Here is a 19,886-nt window from a genome sequence, read left to right on the forward strand (position 1 = left end):
TCGCGGTCGGGCTTCGCCCGAGCCCTGACCCCCACGCCTTACCTCGACGCGGCCAAACCACACCGAAGCAGAAAAACAACCCACCCACACCTCTTGACCGACCCCGCTCCTTCAGGGATGACCCACCCCATCCCGACCAGGGAAGGACGCAGCTACGCGGATCCCGCGGGGAGGTCTGAGCCGGGTTGGGGTGATGTTTCGGGGGTTGGTGTACCGAGCGACAGGTAGTGCCTGGATGGTCGCGGAGGTTCCAGGCGTAAGTGGCCTACCGGGGTGGTGTGTTCGGCGACTATTTCCTGTCGCTCGGTACGCCAGGTGCTTCCAAGGGGTGGGTTTCGCCCCCGGTGGGTGGTTGTGCCGGTTCGGGGGGTTGGCGCTGGCGGGTTGTTCGACCACTGGCGGGTTGTTCGACCACTGGCAGGTTGTTCGGTGGCGTGTGGTTCGTTTCGGGGTTCACTGGCAGGTTGTACGCCGGCTGGCGGCGTGTAAGGCGTCAGCCGGCGTACAACCCGTCATCGGGAGGCCGGTCGCCGGGCTGGGGGTGAGGGCGTGCGGTGGTGGGGACCGCGGACACCTTCTGGGGTGTGACAGCCGGATGGCGGAACGATTGTGGGGACCTTGGGCACTGTGTGGGGACTGGGATAGGTCATTTCGTGTCCGAGGTGCCGACTTGGTGTCCGAGGCCTCACCTTGTGCACCAGATGAGCGTGCGGAGCGGACGGATCTGCTCGGGTGGTGCACTAGGTGTCGGGATGGGTGGTTGGCCTGCGGTTAGTTGAGGGGTGGGGGTTCCAGGCCCTCTAGGTCGCGGGTGGTGAGGATGGGGGAGTGGAGTAGCCAGAGGACGGCTAGGAGGCCTCCGGTTGCGGAGATCAGGAGGGTTTCGCGGACTCCGATCCAGGTTCCGAGGAGGCCGCCGATCACGGCACCGAGGGGGCGTACTCCGTAGTTGATGCTGCTGAAGGCGCCTGCGACTCGGCTTCGCATGTGTTCGTGGATGACTGCGGCCTGGAGGGAGTTCAGGGGGACGTCGAAGCACATCACTGCGAAAGCCCCGATGAACTCGGCGGCGGCCAGCGCGCCGGCGCGGACCCAGACTGGGCCTGAGGCGAAGGCGGCGATGGCGATGGAGGCCGGGAAGACGACCGCGCCGAGTGCGATCAGTCGTCCGGCGCCGAGTAGTCGCGTCAACGGTGTTGCTGCGAGTGCTCCGAGCAGGCCACCCGATGCGCCGATGCCGAAGGCGATGCCTATGGTGGCGGCCGACAGTTCGAGGTTGCGGCTGGCGAACAGTACTAGCAGGGCCGTGCCGATCAGGTTGAAGAAGTTCACTGTCGTCGCGCAGCCGAGACTGCTGCGTAGATACGGATGCCGCAGCAGGTATCTCATGCCCTCGCGGGCCCTGTGGAGCAAGGATTCCTCGCTCTCATCGGCCTCGGCGGGCGCCGTCTTGAGTCGGCTCACCTGCACCGCCGAGAACACGAAGGTCAGGGCGTCCGCGACGATCGCGACCGGCGCGGTCAGCCACTGCACCAGCAGGCCGGCCAGCGCCGGACCGCCCATGAACGAGATCGACCTGGTCGCCGAGAGCTTGCTGTTCGCCTCCAGGAAGTGGTCCCGCGAGACCAGCCGGACGAAGAACGACGCGTAGGCGGTGTTGAAGAGCACGTGCGCGGTTCCGGCCAGGATCGCGACGGCGTACAGCTGGCCGAGCGTCAGCAGGTCCAGCCAGTACGCCGCGGGCAGCGACAGCAGCACGATCGTCCGGCTCAGGTCGGCCGCGATCATCAGCGGGCGCTTGTCCCGGCGCTTGTCCACCCAGGTGCCGATGAACAACGACGCGAGGTTCGGCAGCCAGACCGCGGCGGTGAGGAAGCCGACCTGACTGGGGGAGGCGTCGAGCAGGGTGACCGCGATCAGCGGCAGGGCGAGCTCGCTGATCCGGTCGCCGAACTCGGAGACGCCCTGGGCGGACCAGAAGGTGCGGAACTGGCGGTCACGCCAGAGGCTGGTGGGAGTCAGAGTCTTCACGATGCGGTCCTCACGGTGGCGGCGGAGCTCAGGTGGTTGCTTCAGGCAAGGAAAGGCGGATCATCCGGACCGGGTGGGCGTCGGCGGGGCGGTCTTCCTCGACGCGCTGGACGTACGGCGCCAGCAGTTCCTCGATCGCGTTCTCCACCGCCTCGGCCTCCTCGAGGGTGAGACTCACCAGGGTGTTCGAGGAGCCGGCCGTGCGGCTCCACAGGGGATCGAGGTGGGGCTCACTCTCGACCAGCCACTGCTGCGCGTAGTCCAGGGCCTGGCTGATCAGCTCCGCCCGCAGCAGCCGCCCAGCCTCGGCGCCTTCAGGTGTGTCGGGCATCTCGAACCGGAACCCCCGGGCGACGGCCTGCCACCAGCGCTGACGCCTGTCGGCGACACCCTCGGGAGGCGGTCCGTCGCTGACCAGGCCGAAGTTCGCGAGGTGGCGGAGGTGCCAGCTGGTCACCGACGGCGAGGCGCCGACATGCTCCGACAACTGGGTCGCAGTGGCCGGGCCGTTCTTCTGCAGATAGCTGAGGGCGGCCAGCCGGACGGGATGCGCCAGCGCCCTCATCGCCTGCGGGTCGGTGATCTCGAAATCACCGTAAGGATTTCTGAGAGACATGTTTCGAGAGTAACCTCTCACATCTCCATGCCGCATCTGTCGTAAGCGAGTGCGTAGGAAAATCCGGAAGCCTAGACTTGACGGTCCTGCTTATGGTTAACCCATGCGTACCACTGACAGCGAGCACGACATCCCGCGTCGGATCCTGACCGGCGCCGGACTGTTCGCGGCGAGGGCCCGGGCCGAGCGGGCCGGGGCGATCAGCCTCGGCCAGACGGCGGTGCTCCGGCAGCTTCAGAAGGCCGGCGCGATCACCCCGGGCGCGGTGTCAGACCGGCTGCTGACCCAGCCGCAGTCCCTGTCCCGGACGCTGGCCGCGCTGGAGGAGCAGGGCTGGATCCGGCGCCGCCCGGACCCCGATGACGGCCGTCAGTCGCTGCTCGAGATCACCCCGGCCGGGACCGAAGTACTGGCGGCTGAGATGCGGCCGCGGGAGATCTGGCTGGCCGGTGCGCTCAAGCAGTTGACCGATGCCGAGCGGGACCTCCTGGTGATCGCGGCCGGTCTGCTGGAACGGCTCTCCGAGGACAGGCGATGACGACGGCGACGCTCACCACAGACACCACCACCGACCAAGCGCCGGTACGCCGGGTCGCGAGATTGTTCCGGCCGTACCGCTGGTCGATCGTGGTCCTGCTGGCGGTGTCGGTGGCGCAGGGCGTGGCCGGCGTGGCGTCGCCGTTCCTGGTCCGCGACATCGTGGACGAGGCGTTGCCGCAGCGCAGCGCCTCCCTGGTGGTGCTGCTGGCGGGCGGCATGATCGTCGCCGCGGCTATCGCGGCGGTGCTCGGGGTCGTCACCACCCGCCTGTCGAACGTGATCGGCCAGGGCGTGATGCACGACCTGCGGGTCGGGGTGTACGACCACCTGCAACGGATGTCGCTCGGCTTCTTCACCCGGACCCGGGCCGGCGAGCTCCAGTCCCGGATCGCCAACGACATCGGCGGCGTCGACAACGTGGTGACCAACACGGCCAGCTCGGTCGTGCAGAACGGCGTCGCCGCACTCGCGGTCGGGGTCGCCGCGTTGGTGATGAACTGGAAGCTCGCGGCCGTCTGCCTGATCGTCGTACCGCTGTTCCTCGCCTTCTCCTTCCGGCTCGGACGGCAGCAGCGCCAGATCGCCCACGGCCGGCAGAAGCAGCTCGCCGGGATCACCGCGCTGGTGGAGGAGTCCCTCTCAGTCGCCGGCGTCCTGCTCGCGAAGACGCTCGGGCGGCAGCGGGAGCTGTCGGACCGGTTCGCCACCGAGTCCCGCGCCCTCAGCGCGACCGAGCTGACCGCGGCGATGAGCGGCAAATGGGTGATCTCGAGCCGCCGGGCCAGCCTGACGATGATCCCGGCGATCGTGTACCTCGTCTCCGGGCTCACGCTGGCGCACGGCTCGGCGGTGTTCTCGATCGGCACGGTGGTCGCGTTCACCACGATGTTGAACCGGCTGGTCGCACCCGCCACCGCACTGCAGGGACTCGGCACGGCCGCCTCCACCTCGATGGCTCTATTCGGCCGGATCTTCGACGTGCTCGACCTGCCGGTAGACATCCAGGAGAAGCCGGACGCCCGCAGCCTGCCGCGGGTCCGCGGCGAAGTACGGGTCGAGAATGCGGGCTTCCGGTACGGCGAGGACGGCGGGTGGACGTTGTCCGACATCGACTTCGTGGTGCCACCCGGTACGACGACAGCGCTCGTCGGGGAGACGGGATCGGGCAAGACGACGCTCGCGTACCTCGTCGCGAGGCTGTACGACCCACAGCTCGGCAAGATCACCATCGACGGCGTGGATCTGCGCGATCTCAAGCTGTCCGCGATCTCGGACGCGGTCGGACTGGTGTCGCAGGAGACCTACCTCTTCCACGAGTCGGTCCGGGAGAACCTGCGCTTCGCGGCGCCGGAGGCCACCGACGCCCAGGTCATCGCGGCGGCCCGCGCCGCGCGGATCCACGAGCTCATCGTCGGGCTGCCCGAGGGGTACGACACGGTGGTCGGCGCCCGCGGGTACCGCTTCTCCGGCGGCGAACGGCAGCGACTCGCGATCGCTCGGATGCTGCTGCGAAACCCACCGATCCTGATCCTCGACGAGGCCACCAGCGCGCTCGACAACGAGACCGAGCGGGCCGTCCAGGCCGCGATCGACGACCTGGCCCGCGACCGGACCACGATCGCGATCGCCCATCGGCTGTCGACCGTGCGGAACGCGGACCAGATCCTGGTGCTCGACCACGGCCGGATCGTCGAGCGCGGCAGCCACGACGAACTGCTCGCCCGCCATGGCCGGTACGCGCAGTTGCACGGCACACTCAGCTGAGCAGAAAAGCTCGCGCCGGGAGCAGCATCCGGGCCGAGCTGAAAATCGTCCGGAAAGGATGGAACCGGGCCGGGGAGCAGCGCGTGTTAGGGGTGTGAGGGACATCGACGGTGATCCGGCAGCGGAGGTCGCGGCGCTCTACCGCCGTACCTGGCCGCGGCTGATCGGGCTGCTGGTGTCCATCGGGGGCTCACGCGCCGATGCCGAGGAGATCGCGCAGGACGCCTACGTGAAGCTGCTCGGCCGGTGGGACAAGATCCGCCGGTACGACGACCCGGAGGCGTGGGTCCGGGCGGTCGCCGTCCGGGCTCTGGTGAGCCGGCTGCGGCGGCAGCAGGTGGCCGCGCGCGCCGCGGCGAAGTTGATGGGCCGGTCCGCGGAGGTTCGTGGGCCGGACGGGGACGCGCTGGACGTGGCGGCGGCACTCGCCCGCATCACCCCGGCGCAACGTGCGGTGGTGGTGCTGCATCACGTGCTGGATCTGCCGATCGAGCAGATCGCGGACGAGCTGGAGCTGCCACCCGGCACGGTGAAATCGAGGTTGGCCCGGGCGCGCCAGGCGCTCGCTCCGTTGCTCGCGGTCCAGGAGGAGGTGCCTGATCATGCATGAACTGCGGACCGATCTGTTGATCGAGTACGTCGACGAGCAGACCCCTGGGGAGGCGCCGCCGTTCGAGTTCGTCGAGCAGGCCGTCCGCCGGCAGCGACGTACGCGTGGTCTGGTGGCCACAGCGGCGGCGGTGCTGTTCGTGGGTGGCGCGGTGGTCGCCACGGCGACCGTGCCGCGGGCCGAGGAGCCGGCGGCGCCGCCGGCGACCCCGACGATGCCCGCGGTGGGACTGCTGGACGACGGGCCGCCGCCGAAGCAGTTCAAGGTCGGCAACACGGTGATGCTGCTGGGCGACGAGATCCGGGTGTCCCGGGTCGAGGTCGACTCGGAGAACGCCGGCACGCTGATCGTCGAGGCGCCGCGCAACGCCGACGACTCCTGCGTTCCGCACACGATGGTGCGGATCCTGTCGCAGGATGCGTCGACGGTCCGGATCGCGGCCTATCGGTACTCCGTCGCGCCGGATCAGCCTGAGGCGCAACTCTGCGTGAAGCCGGGGACCGGCCCGCTGCGGATCAGCCTGGATCTCCGCCGGCAGGTGGGCAACCGAACGGTGCTGGCCGGGAGTACGGGGAACCGGGCCGTCCTGAACTGACGTCCTCGCCGGGGTGGACCGCGACCGCCCCGGCGAGGACGTCGATCACTCTAGTGCCGGGTCGACGGCCGGGATGACCTTTCGCCAGATGTCGTTGACGATGTCCGCCCGCATGCCGACTGACTCGTAGACCGCGACCGCAGGTGTCGGGTTTCCGGTGTCGACGTGCAGGATCGTGCCGCTGAGACCCGCGGCCGAGTCGAGGGCGAACGCGTCGCGCAGCAGGTACTTCGCCAGCCCGCGACCGCGCGCCGCGGTGACGACCCCGAGCCGTCCGATGTAGCCGCAGTGCTCGGTCGTGAGGTAGTTGTCGTCGCACTCCCGGACGCCGACGGGCCGGCCCTCCAGCTCGAGCACGGTCAGCTTTGACCAGTGGAAGGTGGAGCGACTCTCGCGCTGCTTCACCCAGTCGTCGTACGGGCGGGGGACCGAGCCCGGCTGGTCGGCGAACGAGTCGGTGATCACTTGGTGGGCGGCTCGCCGGATCTGCTCGTCCTGGGCGCCGCGCCGAAGCACCACCCCTGCAGGAGTCGCCGGCGGCTCCAGCGGGCCGGCGTACCGGATCGTCATTCGCTGGACGGTGGTGTGGATGAAGAGGCCGCGGTCCGCCGCGAGCGCGGCCGTCTGCTTGTCCTCGCGGAGCAGGCCGAGCTTGATCGCCACCTCGGCGCCGGTCTTCCGCGCATGGTCGGTCGCGCGCTCGATCGCCCGGTCCAGCATCCAGCCGGCCACCAGGGGATCAGCCGAGGAGAGATCGACCAGCGCGGTGCCGCCGTCGAGTACGACGGTGCCCGTCCCGATCAGGTCGGGGCCGGCCGTCACCATCCAGCTGTCCACCGCGAGGTCGATCAACGGATCGCGTAGGTGATTGACGATGCCCTCGCGGCTGTACTGCGAGAAGCCGATCAGCCGGACGTCGTTCGCGGCGACATGATCCGCGACCTCGTCGCCGTCCTCCGGCCGCATCGGACGGACGGAGTACCGATCGGGCAGTACGGCGGACATGCCCTCATCCTCGGGAACGACCGCCGTACTGTCGACCGCATTAATCCATCAGCAGGCCTTGACCCACTCGTTGCCGCCGCAGGCGTCCTCGGCGACCTGGGCGCTGCGGCTGGTGTCGGGCTTGATCGCGGCGACCGGCGCCTGGTCGGTCCACGAGGCCAGGGTGACGCCGACGGCGTCCTCGACCGAGCGCGGGCTGACCAGGTAGTTGTTGCTGATCATCGAGAAGACCAGCTTGCGGCCGTCCTTGTCCGAGACGTACCCCGACAGCGCGGTGACGCCAGTGAGCGAACCGGTCTTGCCGTGCAGGTTGTTCGCGGCCGGCGTGTTGCGCATCCGGCTGCGCAGGGTGCCGCCGGTGAACCGGTCGGGGTTGCCCGCGATCGGCAACGCGTCGTACCACTGCTGGAACCAGGGCTCCTGCCGAACGCCGATCAGGATGTCGGTGACGCTCTTGGCGGTCACGTTCACCTTGCGGGACAGGCCGGAGCCGTCCGACAGCCGGATCGTGCTGGTGTCGACACCGACGCTCTTGGCATAGTCGGTGACGACCCCGAGACCGGCGGACCAGCTGCCGTCCGCCTCCGCGACCGCACCCATCGCCTTGACCAGGGTCTCGGCGTGCATGTTGTTCGACAGCTTGAGGAACGGGTTCATCAGCTCGCCGACGGTCATCGACTCGTCCTGCGCAATCTGCTTGGCGGTGGTCGGGGTCGCTGCGGTGCGGACGTGTCCGTCCACCTGGATCCCCTGCGCGGCCAGGGCGCGGCGGAACACGTCGGCGGCGTACAGGGTCGGCTCCCAGACGGTGACCCACTCCTGGCCGCCGGTGTCGTCAGCCGGGACCGAACCGCTGACGCGGACGACGTTGGTGCCGTGGTCGCGCTCGATGGTGAGCGTGTTGTCCGAGCCGGCCGCGCCCGTGGTCGCGGTGTTCACCAGCTTGATCACGCTGTTGGCCGGTTCCATGGTGAGTTTCACCGGCGCCCCGACCGTCGCGCCGGGCAGGCTGTCGACGATCGCGGTACCGGAGTCGTAGTCGGTGTTGGGTGCGAGCGTCAGCGCGGAGATCTGGGCCGAGTAGTAGAACGGCTCGTCGTCCCAGGACCAGGTGTCGCCGAGCCGGACCTTGTCGAAGTAGGTGTCGTCGGCGATCAGGTCGCCGTCGATCTGCCGGACGCCGGACTTGGCGACCTGCTGGGCCAGTGCGACGTAGTCCGACTCGAGCGAGGTCGGGTCGCCGTAGCCCTTCAGGTAAAGGTCTCCGCGCAGCTTCCCGCCGCGGACCGGAGCCGTTGCCAGCACGTCGGTGTGAAAGCGGAACCCGGCGCCGAGGGTGTGCATGGCGGCGGTCGAGCTGAACAGCTTGGTGTTGGACGCGGGCAGCAGGCGAGTGCCGCCGTTGCGGTCGTAGAGCGTCTCGCCGGTGGTCGCGTCGCGTACCACCAACCCCACCTGGGACCCCTCGAAGCGCGGGTCGGCGAGCAACGCGTCGAGTTGCTGCTGCAGCCCAGCGGCCTGCACGGCGGCAGGCGCCCCGACGGACTGGGTCGGCAGGCCGGTCTGGGTCAGCAGGCCGGCCGTCGCGGCGACGGCCGCGGCGACAGCGACCACTCCACGGGGCGACGCGGCCACTCTCGGTAAAAACTTCACGGTGACTCCTTGGAATCGGGCGGAAACCAACAACACACACCCGGGAGTCTCCATCTCCGAGCCCCCGGGGTCCAGCAATTGCGAACCACAACTTTCCGCGGACCCCGGGCGCCACCTCTCGCCAGTCAGGTGAATCGATGGAACAGTTCGGTCCAACAGGCTCCGCCCCACCTGAGGAGTTCTGATGCGCCCACGATTTCTGGCGGTGCTGCTCTGTCTGGCCGGGTTCGCCGGGGATGACCCGGTCCCGGGTCAGGGATGACCCGGGATCACCCCGTCCGCCGCGTGGCGCAGTACTGCCGTGGTGGACCGGGCCTCGTAGGCTCGGACCAGCACCGACGCGGCAACGGGGAGTCCGGAACACCAGATGGCGAAACCACCAGAGCAGGTCTCGGCCGATCGGCGGCCACATCGCCGGCCGGTCTGGCTCGACCTGCGCCGTACCAGCAGAGGCCTGCAAGCGATGTTCCTGGGCGGCCTCGCGTCGCTGATCTCGCTGGTGATCACCTTCTGGATCCTGCCCCAGATCAGTAGTGACGGCGCCCTGCCGGTACTGCGCCTGGTCGTCATCCTGGCTGTGATCGGCCTGGTGATGCGGTGGATCCTGGCCGGGGTCGCGATCCTGATCGGGTCGATCGGCGTGCTCATCGGCGGGCTGCTGTCTCAGTTCGCCGTGGTCTACCTCGGGGTCACCATCGATCCGGGGGTGAACCTGCACGGCGGCCCCGAGGCGGCGCTGCTGGTGGCGATCGTGATGTCCTCGGTCAGCGCCTTTGTCGGCTGGGTCGCGTACGCGGGCAGTGACGACGCGTACGTCTCCGAAGTGATGCGGGTGGTCCGCCGCCGGGCCCGCCGGATCCAGGCGGCCCCGAAAACGGGGCTGCTGATCATCCAGCTCGACGGCCTGTCCGCGCCGCTGCTGAACTGGATGGTGATGTCGGGCAATCTGCCGCACCTCGGCGGCTGGATCCGCGACGGCAGCCACTCCATGGTCGACTGGCACACCGGTGTCCCGGCGACCACCCCGGCCAGCCAGGCGGGCATCCTGCACGGCGGCTCCGGCCAGATCCCGGCCTTCCGCTGGTACGAGAAGGACACCGGCCGGGTGATGGTGACGAACCGGTCCCGGGACGCCGCCGAGATCGAGGCGCGGATGTCGACCGGCCGTGGCCTGCTCGCCGACGGCGGCGCCAGCATCAGCAACAACTGGTCCGGCGACGCGCCGAAGTCGGAGCTGGTCTTCAGCCGCGCGGCCCTGCCCAACGGCCGCAGTCGCGGGTACGTCCGGTTCTTCTCCAGCCCGCAGGGCGCGGCGCGCGGGCTGGTGCTCTGCGTCGCGGAGATGGTCAAGGAGCTCCACCAGGCCCGCAGCCAGCGCCGGCGCAACCTGGTGCCGAGGGTCAACCGCGGCGGCTCGTACATCTTCCTGCGGGCCATCTCCAACGTGCTGCTGCGCGACCTGAACGTCTCGCTGATCACCGACGAGCTGATCGAGGGCACCCCGGTGATCTACTGCGACTTCGTCGACTACGACGAGGTCGCCCACCACGCGGGCCCGACCCGTCCGGAGTCGATGCAGACGCTCGAGGGTCTGGACCGGGTGCTCGGAGCGCTCAAGCGGATCATCGACACGCTGCCGCACGCGTACGAGATCGTTGTGCTGTCGGACCACGGCCAGAGCCAGGGCTCCACCTTCCTGCAGCGGTACGGACGGACTCTGACCCAGGTGGTCGACGACCTGGTCGACACCACGAAGGGGCCGGTGGCGGCCACCGGGCGCTCCGAGGGCTGGGGTCCGGTGAACGCCTTCCTGACGGAAGTGAGCCTGCGCCGCAGCGTGGCCGGCTCGGTCACCCGCAAGGCCCTCCACGGCAAGGCTCTCCGGGGCGAGGTCGAGCTCGGGCCGGCCGACTGCGACCCGCCGGTCGCCGCCGACGAGCAGATGGTGGTCACCTCCTCCGGCAATCTCGCGCTGATCTACCTCGCCACCACGATTGGCCGGGTGCCGCTGGAGGAGATCGAGCTGCAGCACCCGCGGCTGATCCCCGGGCTGGCGACGCATCCCGGCATCGGGTTCGTGGTGGTCGACTCGATCGCCGAAGGACCGGTGGCGATCGGCCGAGCTGGCGTGCACGTGCTCCGCTCCGGCCGGATCGATGGCGTCGACCCGCTCACCGTGTACGGACCACACGCCGCGGCATCGATGCTGCGGCAGGCGGAGATGCCGCACAACGGGGACATCGTGGTGATCAGCCGGCTGGACGAGTTCACCCACGAGGTGGCCGCGTTCGAGGAACTGGTCGGCTGCCACGGCGGGATCGGCGGCTGGCAGACCGAGGCGGTCCTGGTGCACCCGCGGCGCTTCGCGGTCGACGAGCCACCCGTAGGCTCCGACGCGGTACACGCACTCCTGATCAGCTGGCTCGAACAACTCGGCCAGCGCACCGACAAGGCCGACCAGACCGGTGAGCCGGCCGCAGCGGAACAGGTCACACCGGAACGTGTCGCCGAACCGTCCGACGCGAGCGTGGAGGCCTGACGAGGTGCAGATCACTTGGTGGGGGCACAGCACCATCACCATCGAGGAGAACGGCACGCGGCTGCTGACGGACCCCGTGCTCACCTCGAGGATCGCGCACGTACGGCGTCGCCGTGGCCCGGCCCCGACGCCCGAGGCCGCCCAGTGTGACGCGGTGCTGGTGTCTCACATGCACGCGGACCACCTGCACCTCACGTCGTTGCCACTGGTTGCCCCCGACGCGGCCCTCGTCGTACCGCGGGGTGCGGCCAGGTTGATCCACGCAGAGCGCGGCGCGGCGTACTCGGACCGGTGCATCGAGGTTGCCCCGGGCAACCAGGTGCGGATCGGCAACCTCGACCTCACCGTGGTGTCCGCCCATCATGACGGACGCCGGCTGCCCTGGTCCTCGTACCGCGCGCCCGCGATCGGGTTCCGGGTGGAGGGCGCGCCGAGCGTCTGGTTCGCCGGCGACACCGACCTGTACGACGACCTCGCCGCCGAGGCGGGTCCGGTGGATCTCGCGCTGGTCCCGGTGGGCGGCTGGGGTCCCTCGCTCGGGCCGGGCCATCTGGATCCCGTCGGCGCGGCTGAGGCGGTCCGCCGCGTCGGGGCGCGGGTCGCCGTACCGGTGCACTTCGGGACGTTCTGGCCGATCGGCTGCGACTGGCTCAAGCCCGACTTGTTCCTGCCGCCGGGCGAGAAGTTCAAGGCTGCGATGCACGAGGTGGACTCGGCGGTGAAGGTGGAGTTGCTCGCCCCCGGAGAGTCGACCGAGGTGGTGCGGCCGTGAGCGGTGACGCTCGGTTCGACCTCTGGTACCTCTGCGTGCTCGCCGGGGCCGTGCTGCTCGGCGCGGTGCTCCCGGTGCTGCCGACAGGCGCGGCCGTGTCGGCGGGCGCGGTACTGGCCTCCCACAGCAACCCCATCGGCCTGGTCGGTGTACTGATCGCCGGGGCCGGCGGCGCGTACGTCGGCGACCTGATCGTGTACGGCGCCTGCCGGCTGGGCGGGGAGAGGCTGGCCAAGAGGGTCGGCTGGCTCCGCGACAACGCCTCGCTCGACGCACTGCGGGTCCGGTTGAGCAAGCACGAGATCTCTGTGCTGCTGACGTCCCGGCTGATCCCGGGGGGACGCGTTCCGGTGCTGCTCGCGGCCGGGCTCGCGGGGTTCTCCTGGCGCCGGTTCGCGGTGGTGGACCTGGCCGCCTCGTCGCTGTGGGCGGCGGTCTACATGGCGATCGGGCTGCTCGGGTTCGCGCTGTTCGACGAACCTTGGCAGGGCGTCCTCGCGGCGATCGTGCTCGTGATCCTGGTGACGGCGGTCAGCAGCATGGTCCAGCGTCACCGCCGGAAGGCCGCGGCCGCCCGCCGGGCCGGTCCTGAGGAGGAAGCCGAGCAGGCCTCCGAGACTCCCGAATCCAAGCCTTCCGAGGCCAAGACCGCCGAAGCGAGGTCGTCCGAAGCCAGGGCGTCAGACTCCGAATGACGTGTTGCGGAGCCGTTCGATCAGTTCCGAGTCACCGTCGAGCTTGACCTGGGCGACCGGCTGGCGGCCGAAGCAGAACAGTACGAGCTCGACCGGCTCACCCGTCATGGTGACCGAGCCCCGTTCCGTCGGCTTCTTCGCGACTGACTCGGTGCCGTCCGGGAGGCGCAGTACGAGACCGCTCGGGGCCTTGCGGGTCATCGACTTCGCGGCCAGCCGGAGCTGCTTCCACAGGCCCTGCTGCTGCTCGGCGGGCAACTCGCGGACGGTGAAGTCCGGGACCGCGCGGCGGACGTCCTCGTGGTGGACGAGGTACTCCGTGGTGTTCAGGTTGTGGCCCAGGCCGGGGAACGAGTAGATCGAGAACGTCGGCGGACCGGTGCGCACCTTGTCCACGATCTCGGTGAAGGAGTACTTCGCCTTCGCCTGCGCCATCCGCCGCTCGGTGGTGTCCGCGAGCGCCGGGATCATGATCCCCGGACCGGCCAGCGGATCGGCCTCCCGGACATACAGGTGGACCGCCAGATCGTGCGTCGTCCACCCCGCGCAGAGCGTCGGCTGATCCGGCCCGACCTGGTCGAACAGATCACACAGCGCGAGTCGTTCTACCTTGCTGTAGTCGGTCACAACTCGATCGTAGTTGTCCCCACCCAATGGCAGAATGTCATTCGTTGTCAGCCTCGTGGCTGGCTACGCCCCTGACAGTTCCGTCATCGTTCTGAGGATGTTTGCGTGCCGCAGCCGAAAGTCCCGAGCAAGGGCAGCGTGACCCGGCGCGGGTTCGCCGTTCTGCGCGTCGCCATCTGGGAGGAGCCGTGGGTGTTCGCGCTCTCGGTGCTCGCGAGCGTGCTGTATGGCGCGATGACGGTGGCCGACGGGTGGGCTCTGGGCTGGGCCACGGATCACGTGATCCGGCCGGCGCTAGAGCGCGGTGACACCACCTTCGGCGCGATCGCGTCGATGGTCTCGCTCTTCCTCGGCATCGCCGTGCTTCGCGCGATCGGCGTGGTCGGCCGCCGGATCGGCGCCGGCGTGATGCAGTTCCGGCTGCAGGCGACGTACCGCCAGCGCGTCACCCGGCAGTACCTGAAGCTCCCACTCGAGTGGCACCACAAGCACCCGACCGGGGAACTGCTGTCCAACGCGAACGCGGACGTCGAGTCGACCTGGTACCCGATCGCCCCGCTGCCGATGGCGGTCGGCGTGATCGCGATGCTCGTCTTCGCCACCGTCGCGATGTTCGCGGCGGACCCGTGGCTCGCGGCGGTCGGTTGCCTGGTCTTCCCACTCGTCTTCGTCGCGAACGTGATCTTCCAGCGGACCCTGCAGCCGCTCGCCACCCGAGCGCAGGAGTTGCGGGCCGACGTCTCCGAGGTCGCGCACGAGTCGTTCGACGGCGCGCTGGTGGTGAAGACGCTGGGCCGCGAGGCCGCCGAGACCGAGCGCTTCCGGGCGCCCACCTACGAGCTGCGCGACGCGAACATCGCGGTGAACAAGGCGCGCGGCGCGTTCGACCCGGTGATCGAGGGCCTGCCACGCATCGGAGTACTGGCCGTTCTGCTCGTCGGGGTCGGGCGGGTCAGCTCGGGCGCGGCCGAGGCCGGTGACGTGGTGCAGGTGGCGTTCCTGTTCACGCTGATCGGGTTCCCGATCCGGGCGCTCGGCTGGGTGCTGGGGGAGTTGCCGCGCTCTGTCGTCGGGTGGGACCGGGTGCAGCGGGTGATCACGGCCGAGGGCGGGATGGAGTACGGCGCCGAGAAGCTGACCCACTCGTCGGCCGCGCGGCTGGAGGTGTCGGACGTCCGGTTCGGGTACCTTCCGGATCGCGACGTGCTCGCCGGCGTGGACTTCACCGTCGAGCCGGGCCGGACCGTCGCGGTCGTCGGCCCGACGGGTGCCGGGAAGTCGACGATGACCACCCTGCTCACCCGGTTGGTCGATCCCGAGGAAGGGTCGGTCAAGGTCGACGACCACGACCTGCGCACCCTGGCCCGCGACGAACTGGCGGGCTCGGTGGCCTTGGTCGCCCAGACCGCCTTCCTCTTCGACGACACGATCCGCGGCAACATCACCCTCGGCGGTGACTACCCCGACGACGACGTGTGGGACTCGCTCCGGATCGCCCAGGGCGACGGATTCGTGAAGTCCCTGTCGCACGGCCTCGACACCAAGGTCGGCGAACGCGGTACGACGCTGTCCGGTGGCCAGCGGCAGCGGATCGCCCTCGCCCGGGCGCTGGTACGGCGACCCCGGTTGCTGATCCTGGACGACGCCACCAGCGCGGTGGATCCCCAGGTCGAGGCGCGGATCCTGGCCGGGCTGCGGACCGCCGTACAGGGGGATGAGGCGGCGACCACCGTGCTGGTGATCGCGTATCGCAAGGCGACGATCGCGCTGGCGGACGAGGTGCTGTTCCTCGACGGGGGCCGGATCGCCGATCACGGCACGCACCTGGACCTGCAGGAGCGGTCGGCCGCGTACCGGGATCTGGTCGACGCCTACGAGAAGGACGCCGCGCGGCGCGAAGAGGAAGCCGCGCTCGAAGCAGACATGGACCGCGATCTCGACACCTACGACGCAGAAGGAGCATCCGCGTGAGCGCCGCAGAGGCCACCCGGCTCGACCACGGCGATGATGCCGGCGGTCTGGAGACCCTCAAGCAGGGACTCCGGGTCTCACCCGAGCTCGGCCGCGGCTGGGGGATCACGGGGCTGCTCGCGCTGACGATGACGGCCGGGCGGATCGTCGTACCGATCGCGGTCCAGCAGACGATCGACAAGGGCCTGTCGGGTCCCGGCGGACCGGACATGTCGTTCGTGGCGTGGATGTGCCTGCTCTGCGTGGGTGCCGTGCTGATCACCGGCGTCGCGTCGTACTTGACCACCGTGCGGCTCGCGAAGAACTCCGAGCGCGGCCTCGCGACGATGCGGATCAAGGCGTTCCGGCACGTGCACGACCTGCCGGTGCTGACCCAGAGCACCGAGCGCCGGGGCGCGCTGGTCAGCCGGGTCACCTCCGACGTGGACACGGTGTCGCAGTTCCTGCAGTTCGGCGGGTTCATCTTCCTGGTCAGCATCGGGCAGATGCTGCTCGCGACCGTGGTGATGTTCTTCTACTCCTGGCAGCTCGCGCTGGTCGTGCTGATCTGCTTCCTGCCGTTGTTCGCCAGCCTGAAGTACCTGCAGCGGAAGATGTCCGCGGCGTACGGCGTGGTCCGCGCGAAGGTCGGCGAGATGCTGTCCGCGATCGCCGAGCCGGTCGTCGGCGCCCAGGTGGTCCGCGCGTACGCGATCGAGCGGCGCACCCAGGCTCGGATCGACGCCTCGATCGAGGACTACCGGCGGACGGCGACCCGTGCCCAGGCGATCACCGGGATCACCTTCTCTATCGGTGGTCTGGCGGCCGGTCTGGCCAACGCCGGCGTCCTGACTGCCGGCGTGCTGCTCGGGGTGGACGGCAAGGCGACGCTGGGGGAGATCCTGGCGTTCATGTTCCTGGTCGCGCTGTTCTCCGACCCGGTGCAGATCGCCACCCAGGTGCTCACCGACGCGCAGAGCGCCTTCGCCGGCTGGCGGCGCGTGCTCGGCGTGATCGCGACCCCGGCCGACGTGGTCGACCCGGGCGAGGACGGCGTCACCCAGGCGCGGGGCCCGGTGACGGTCGAGTTCGCCGACGTGAACTTCGCCTACCCCGACGGCGACCTCGTACTGCGGGACGTCGACGTCCGGTTGGAACCGCACCGGCGCGTCGCGGTGGTCGGCGAGACGGGCTCGGGCAAGACGACCTTCGCCAAGCTGCTCACCCGGTTGATGGATCCCACCTCCGGCGCGGTACTCCTCGACGGGGTGAACGCGCGGGAGATCTCGTTCTCCTCGCTGCGTGAGCGGGTGGTGATGGTGCCGCAGGACGGGTACCTCTTCGACTCGTCCCTCGCCGAGAACGTCCGCTTCGGACGGCCCGAGGTGACCGACGCGCAGTTGCTGGACGCGTTCGCGGATCTCGGGCTGACCGACTGGCTGGAATCGCTGCCGGACGGGCTGGAGTCACCCGTCGGGCAGCGAGGCGAATCCCTGTCGGCGGGTGAACGTCAACTGGTGGCGCTGGTCCGCGCGAACATCGCGGACCCGGATCTGCTGGTCCTGGACGAGGCGACCTCGGCGGTGGATCCCGGGACCGAAGTACGGGTGAATGCCGCGCTGGAGCGGCTGATGGCGGGTCGGACGTCCGTGACGATCGCCCACCGGTTGTCGACGGCGGAAGCCGCCGACGAGGTACTGGATCTTCGACGATGGCCGCGTTGTCGAGCGCGGTCCGCATGCCGAACTCGTCCAGGCAGGCGGCATCTACACCGGCCTTCACACCAGCTGGATAGCCCAACGCTCCGCAGTCTGAATCAGAGCTGGACAGGTCTAACGGGCCGGGGGAGGAAAGGGGCCCCCGGCCCGTCGACCTGCCGTGCGCGGCCGGCTGGACCGATCCGTCGATCGGCCGCTGACCAGGTGGCACTACGCGCGCTGTTCGCTTGAACTACACGGTCGGCGCGCTCTCGCTTTAACTACGCGGTGCCTTCTTGTACTACGCGGTCGGCGCGGCGCCGTTCTCGCGGCCGGCGCCCGGCTGCGGTACGAGCAGGAACTCGACACCGCCCTTGTCGTCGACGGCCGCGTCGAGGATCTTGTCGTCGAGCGCGTTGGCGGCGTTCTCCTCGAGGAAGACCCGGGCGCCGCTCTCCTCGACCACCTGATCGCCCGGCAGCGGCGACTCAGTCGTGGTCACCGCCAGTGCCGGGTCGGCCGGGTTCTCCTGCGAGATCCGGACGCCGGCGCCTTCGGGAGCACCTTCGACGCCCGTGATGCTCTTGATCACCAGGGTGGCGTTCTCTGTCAGGGTAAGCACTGCTGCTCCTAGCATCGATTGCGGTGAGCGCGTCCCGTGCCCCTTCCCCCAACCCCCAAACATCCCCGCCCGAAACCCGGATACCGCCCACCCCGCCCGCCACCCGCTCCACCCAGCCGTCCCGTCCCACCCCGCCTGCAGCCCGTTCCACCCAGCCGTCCCTGCCCACCGCGCCTGCAGCCCGTTCCACCCAGCCGTCCCGTCCCACCCCGCCCGCCACCCGCTCCACCCGCCCGCCGCGCCTGCAGCCCGTTCCACCCAGCCTCCACCCGGCCGCCCACTTCCACGCGCTGCCCCCGCCGCGCCCCCGCCGCCCTCGCCACCCGCCTGTCCCACGGGACGTCCCGCCCAGCTTCCCGCCCGGCCGTGGGGAGCTGCGAGGCGCCCACTTTGTGCACCTTCGCGCGTCAGCGGAGCCGAGGTCTACTCACCCCGTGCACAAGGTCGACCTCAACTGGAGGCGGATCAGCACTTCGTGCATCGCCTGAGTGTTCTCCGGCTGTCGGACTGCTCAGGCGGTGCACAAAGTCGCAGCGGATGGCGGTACGGCGCGAACGACCGTGTCGCGCGGGTGGCCGTCGGATCCGGGTGCGGATGCGGGTGCGGATGTGGTGCGGGTGCAGGGCGGGTGCGGGTGCGGATGTGGGGCGGGGTCAGGCGTAGAGGGGGTGGTCGGGTGCGGTCACTATCGGCCAGAGAGCAGGGTCGTCTGGGCTCGTCGTCCGCCAGGTCGGCTCGGTGCCGGTACGACGCTTGCCGCGGGCGAAGGCCGCTCGGAGCCGCGCGACCAGCTCGTCGGCTTTGAGGACGGCGTCCTCCCAGCCGAAGTGCACCAGCTCGAGATCGCGATCCGCGAGGCGCTGATCGCGCTCGTGCGCGCGCCGGAGGAGTCGCCGACGCTGCGCAGGTGTCGGAGCCTCGAACTTCGCCAGGCCGTCTGCCTCGGCGACGGTGCGGAACTCCGGCCACCAGAAGTCGACTCGTTCTCCCATCCACTGTCGTCCGTCCCAGAACTGCGCTTGAAGCACCGGCAACGGCAGGCCGGCCTGCAGGAAACGCACACGGGCGAAGGATTCCAGCGCCGATTCCGACCGGGGATCCGCGACAGCGACGGCTGCGCGCGCCCTCTGTACACCCGGCCAGCGACGCTGGCGTCGCAGTACCAGCTCGATTTCCGCCCGGGTTACCGACCTGGCCAAGGCATGGTCCACCGTCACCACCGCCTGATCGATCGGCAGTTCGCGGGCGAGGTCGATTGTCGTGCGCGCGTCCGAAGTCAGCAGCAGCCCGTCGAGGCGTTGGAGATCCGCCGCCGTGAGCCCGGCTCGTCGGAGTACCACGTCGTCTCGCTTCTGGTTCCTGCGTCGGGCATCGGGCAGGCATGTCAGCCAGACCGCCGTCTCCGGCGGATGGTCATCCCGCGGTTGGTCGTTCCAGATCCTCAGCCCGCACAACCCAGCCGCGGTGAAGTGGCTGATCACCGATCGCGGATGTGCCGACTGGGCGCACCGGATGGTGGCGGACCACTCCTCCAGCCCGCCGTCGATGTATCGCCGATGGGATCGCTGCAGCGCCTTGTTGCGGAGGAGCCGCTGGACGTCGTGGTCGGCGAGACCCAATCGGCGCAGATCCTGGTGCCTCACCGGCCCACCGATGATCGCTTCGAGCGATTCACGCACCTCATCACCGAGCTTCTCCACGCTTCGATGATCGCCGCGCGGGCCCCTCGCCAACGCCCGTCTCCAATTCCTGTGGATAACCACCCCGAAACCCGCCCTCCGTCGCGACCCGGCCCACACGCCCACCCCACGAGGTTGGCCCCGGGCGAGGCTCCTTTACTGCCGACTATGTGCACCGCCTGAGCAGTCCGACGGCCGGAGAACGCTCAGATGGTGCACAAGGTGCTGGTCCGCCTCCAGCTGTGGTCGACCTTGTGCTCGAGGTGAGTAGTCCTCGGCTCCGCTGCTGCGCGAACGGAGCACAAAGTCGCGCGGGCGCGGCGGGGGGCCCGGTGGGGTGGCTGCGGGAAGGGCTGGCGCGTAGGTGGGACGCACGGCGGGGGGAGCGGCGGGGGCGGGGGCGGGCGGGATGGCTCCAGGGTTAGTAGGGCGCAGTACCGGGGCCGCGGGTGGGGGCCTTGGGGTGGCTGCGGGAGGGTCGGGGTGGGTAG

Annotated in this window: 16 protein-coding genes; 9 read left to right on the forward strand and 7 right to left on the reverse strand. The window is 69.7% G+C overall.

Annotation, left to right across the window (positions count from 1 at the left end; translation table 11 throughout):
• Positions 1-771: 771 nt before the first annotated feature.
• Together ACFPJ1_RS28800 and ACFPJ1_RS28805 are read right to left on the reverse strand one after the other, a co-directional pair.
• Entirely contained in the window at positions 772-2,031 is a 1,260-nt protein-coding gene (locus ACFPJ1_RS28800; RefSeq protein ID WP_380108652.1) for an MFS transporter, read from the reverse strand.
• 28 nt (positions 2,032-2,059) lie between these two features.
• The gene (locus tag ACFPJ1_RS28805) at positions 2,060-2,647 is read right to left on the reverse strand and encodes an ArsR/SmtB family transcription factor (protein ID WP_380108654.1); all 588 of its coding nucleotides are present in this window, start codon (positions 2,645-2,647) and stop codon (positions 2,060-2,062) included.
• A 103-nt stretch (positions 2,648-2,750) separates the two neighbouring features.
• Between ACFPJ1_RS28805 and ACFPJ1_RS28810 the strand changes: the two genes are divergently transcribed.
• From ACFPJ1_RS28810 to ACFPJ1_RS28825, 4 genes are all read left to right on the forward strand, one after another.
• Positions 2,751-3,185 (forward strand): MarR family winged helix-turn-helix transcriptional regulator, encoded by a 435-nt coding sequence (locus ACFPJ1_RS28810; RefSeq protein ID WP_380108655.1) that lies wholly within the window; start codon positions 2,751-2,753, stop codon positions 3,183-3,185.
• On the forward strand, positions 3,182-4,951 hold the full coding sequence (locus ACFPJ1_RS28815; protein ID WP_380108657.1) for an ABC transporter ATP-binding protein: 1,770 nt from the start codon (positions 3,182-3,184) through the stop codon (positions 4,949-4,951). The genes ACFPJ1_RS28810 and ACFPJ1_RS28815 overlap by 4 nt, the downstream gene beginning before the upstream one ends.
• A gap of 94 nt (positions 4,952-5,045) precedes the next feature.
• Positions 5,046-5,561, forward strand: a complete 516-nt coding sequence (locus tag ACFPJ1_RS28820; protein WP_380108658.1) for a sigma-70 family RNA polymerase sigma factor — start codon at positions 5,046-5,048, stop codon at positions 5,559-5,561.
• On the forward strand, positions 5,554-6,156 hold the full coding sequence (locus tag ACFPJ1_RS28825) for a hypothetical protein (protein ID WP_380108660.1): 603 nt from the start codon (positions 5,554-5,556) through the stop codon (positions 6,154-6,156). The genes ACFPJ1_RS28820 and ACFPJ1_RS28825 overlap by 8 nt, the downstream gene beginning before the upstream one ends.
• A 45-nt stretch (positions 6,157-6,201) precedes the next feature.
• On the opposite strand, the gene ACFPJ1_RS28830 is transcribed toward ACFPJ1_RS28825, so the two are convergent.
• Both ACFPJ1_RS28830 and dacB read right to left on the reverse strand, forming a co-directional pair.
• Positions 6,202-7,161 carry a GNAT family N-acetyltransferase gene (locus ACFPJ1_RS28830; protein WP_380108661.1) on the reverse strand — a complete coding sequence of 320 codons (960 nt, stop codon included), beginning with the start codon at positions 7,159-7,161 and terminating at the stop codon, positions 6,202-6,204.
• Positions 7,162-7,209: 48 nt separating this feature from the next.
• Positions 7,210-8,814, reverse strand: a complete 1,605-nt coding sequence (dacB, locus tag ACFPJ1_RS28835; protein ID WP_380108662.1) for a D-alanyl-D-alanine carboxypeptidase/D-alanyl-D-alanine endopeptidase — start codon at positions 8,812-8,814, stop codon at positions 7,210-7,212.
• Positions 8,815-9,181: 367 nt separating this feature from the next.
• On the opposite strand from dacB, the gene ACFPJ1_RS28840 reads away from it, so the two are divergent.
• Genes ACFPJ1_RS28840 through ACFPJ1_RS28850 form a run of 3 tightly spaced genes read left to right on the forward strand, consistent with a single transcriptional unit; the run spans position 9,182 to position 12,820 of the window.
• A complete protein-coding gene (locus tag ACFPJ1_RS28840) occupies positions 9,182-11,353 on the forward strand; it encodes a phage holin family protein (protein WP_380108664.1) in 2,172 nt (723 codons plus the stop codon).
• Positions 11,354-11,357: 4 nt separating this feature from the next.
• Complete coding sequence (locus ACFPJ1_RS28845) at positions 11,358-12,125, forward strand: MBL fold metallo-hydrolase (RefSeq protein WP_380108665.1); 768 nt, start codon at positions 11,358-11,360, stop codon at positions 12,123-12,125.
• The gene (locus ACFPJ1_RS28850) at positions 12,122-12,820 is read left to right on the forward strand and encodes a DedA family protein (protein ID WP_380108667.1); all 699 of its coding nucleotides are present in this window, start codon (positions 12,122-12,124) and stop codon (positions 12,818-12,820) included. The genes ACFPJ1_RS28845 and ACFPJ1_RS28850 overlap by 4 nt, the downstream gene beginning before the upstream one ends.
• On the opposite strand, the gene ACFPJ1_RS28855 is transcribed toward ACFPJ1_RS28850, so the two are convergent.
• Complete coding sequence (locus tag ACFPJ1_RS28855; RefSeq protein WP_380108669.1) at positions 12,806-13,447, reverse strand: TIGR03085 family metal-binding protein; 642 nt, start codon at positions 13,445-13,447, stop codon at positions 12,806-12,808. The two genes, ACFPJ1_RS28850 and ACFPJ1_RS28855, sit on opposite strands and share 15 nt — an antisense overlap.
• 105 nt (positions 13,448-13,552) lie before the next feature.
• Here ACFPJ1_RS28855 and ACFPJ1_RS28860 point away from each other — a divergent pair, with 105 nt between their 5' ends.
• Both ACFPJ1_RS28860 and ACFPJ1_RS28865 read left to right on the forward strand, forming a co-directional pair.
• Positions 13,553-15,418 carry an ABC transporter ATP-binding protein gene (locus tag ACFPJ1_RS28860; RefSeq protein WP_380108670.1) on the forward strand — a complete coding sequence of 622 codons (1,866 nt, stop codon included), beginning with the start codon at positions 13,553-13,555 and terminating at the stop codon, positions 15,416-15,418.
• Positions 15,415-17,346: an ABC transporter ATP-binding protein gene (locus ACFPJ1_RS28865; protein WP_380108672.1), complete on the forward strand. Its 1,932-nt coding sequence runs from the start codon at positions 15,415-15,417 to the stop codon at positions 17,344-17,346. The genes ACFPJ1_RS28860 and ACFPJ1_RS28865 overlap by 4 nt, the downstream gene beginning before the upstream one ends.
• A 49-nt stretch (positions 17,347-17,395) precedes the next feature.
• Here the strand turns inward: ACFPJ1_RS28865 and ACFPJ1_RS28870 are convergent, their stop codons facing one another.
• Together ACFPJ1_RS28870 and ACFPJ1_RS28875 are read right to left on the reverse strand one after the other, a co-directional pair.
• Entirely contained in the window at positions 17,396-17,716 is a 321-nt protein-coding gene (locus ACFPJ1_RS28870) for a Fe-S cluster assembly protein HesB (protein ID WP_132188192.1), read from the reverse strand.
• A gap of 653 nt (positions 17,717-18,369) precedes the next feature.
• Positions 18,370-19,416 (reverse strand): hypothetical protein, encoded by a 1,047-nt coding sequence (locus ACFPJ1_RS28875; RefSeq protein WP_380108673.1) that lies wholly within the window; start codon positions 19,414-19,416, stop codon positions 18,370-18,372.
• Positions 19,417-19,886: the final 470 nt, after the last annotated feature.

Source organism: Kribbella qitaiheensis (genome assembly GCF_042657745.1).
Lineage (GTDB): Bacteria > Actinomycetota > Actinomycetes > Propionibacteriales > Kribbellaceae > Kribbella > Kribbella qitaiheensis.

Excerpts from the sequence above, each read along its gene's own strand:
- ACFPJ1_RS28805 (WP_380108654.1), bottom strand. The coding sequence starts at position 2,647 with ATGTCTCTCAGAAATCCTTACGGTGATTTCGAGATCACCGACCCGCAG.
- ACFPJ1_RS28810 (WP_380108655.1), top strand. The coding sequence starts at position 2,751 with ATGCGTACCACTGACAGCGAGCACGACATCCCGCGTCGGATCCTGACC.
- ACFPJ1_RS28815 (WP_380108657.1), top strand. The coding sequence starts at position 3,182 with ATGACGACGGCGACGCTCACCACAGACACCACCACCGACCAAGCGCCG.
- ACFPJ1_RS28825 (WP_380108660.1), top strand. The coding sequence starts at position 5,554 with ATGCATGAACTGCGGACCGATCTGTTGATCGAGTACGTCGACGAGCAG.
- ACFPJ1_RS28830 (WP_380108661.1), bottom strand. The coding sequence starts at position 7,161 with ATGTCCGCCGTACTGCCCGATCGGTACTCCGTCCGTCCGATGCGGCCG.
- ACFPJ1_RS28840 (WP_380108664.1), top strand. The coding sequence starts at position 9,182 with ATGGCGAAACCACCAGAGCAGGTCTCGGCCGATCGGCGGCCACATCGC.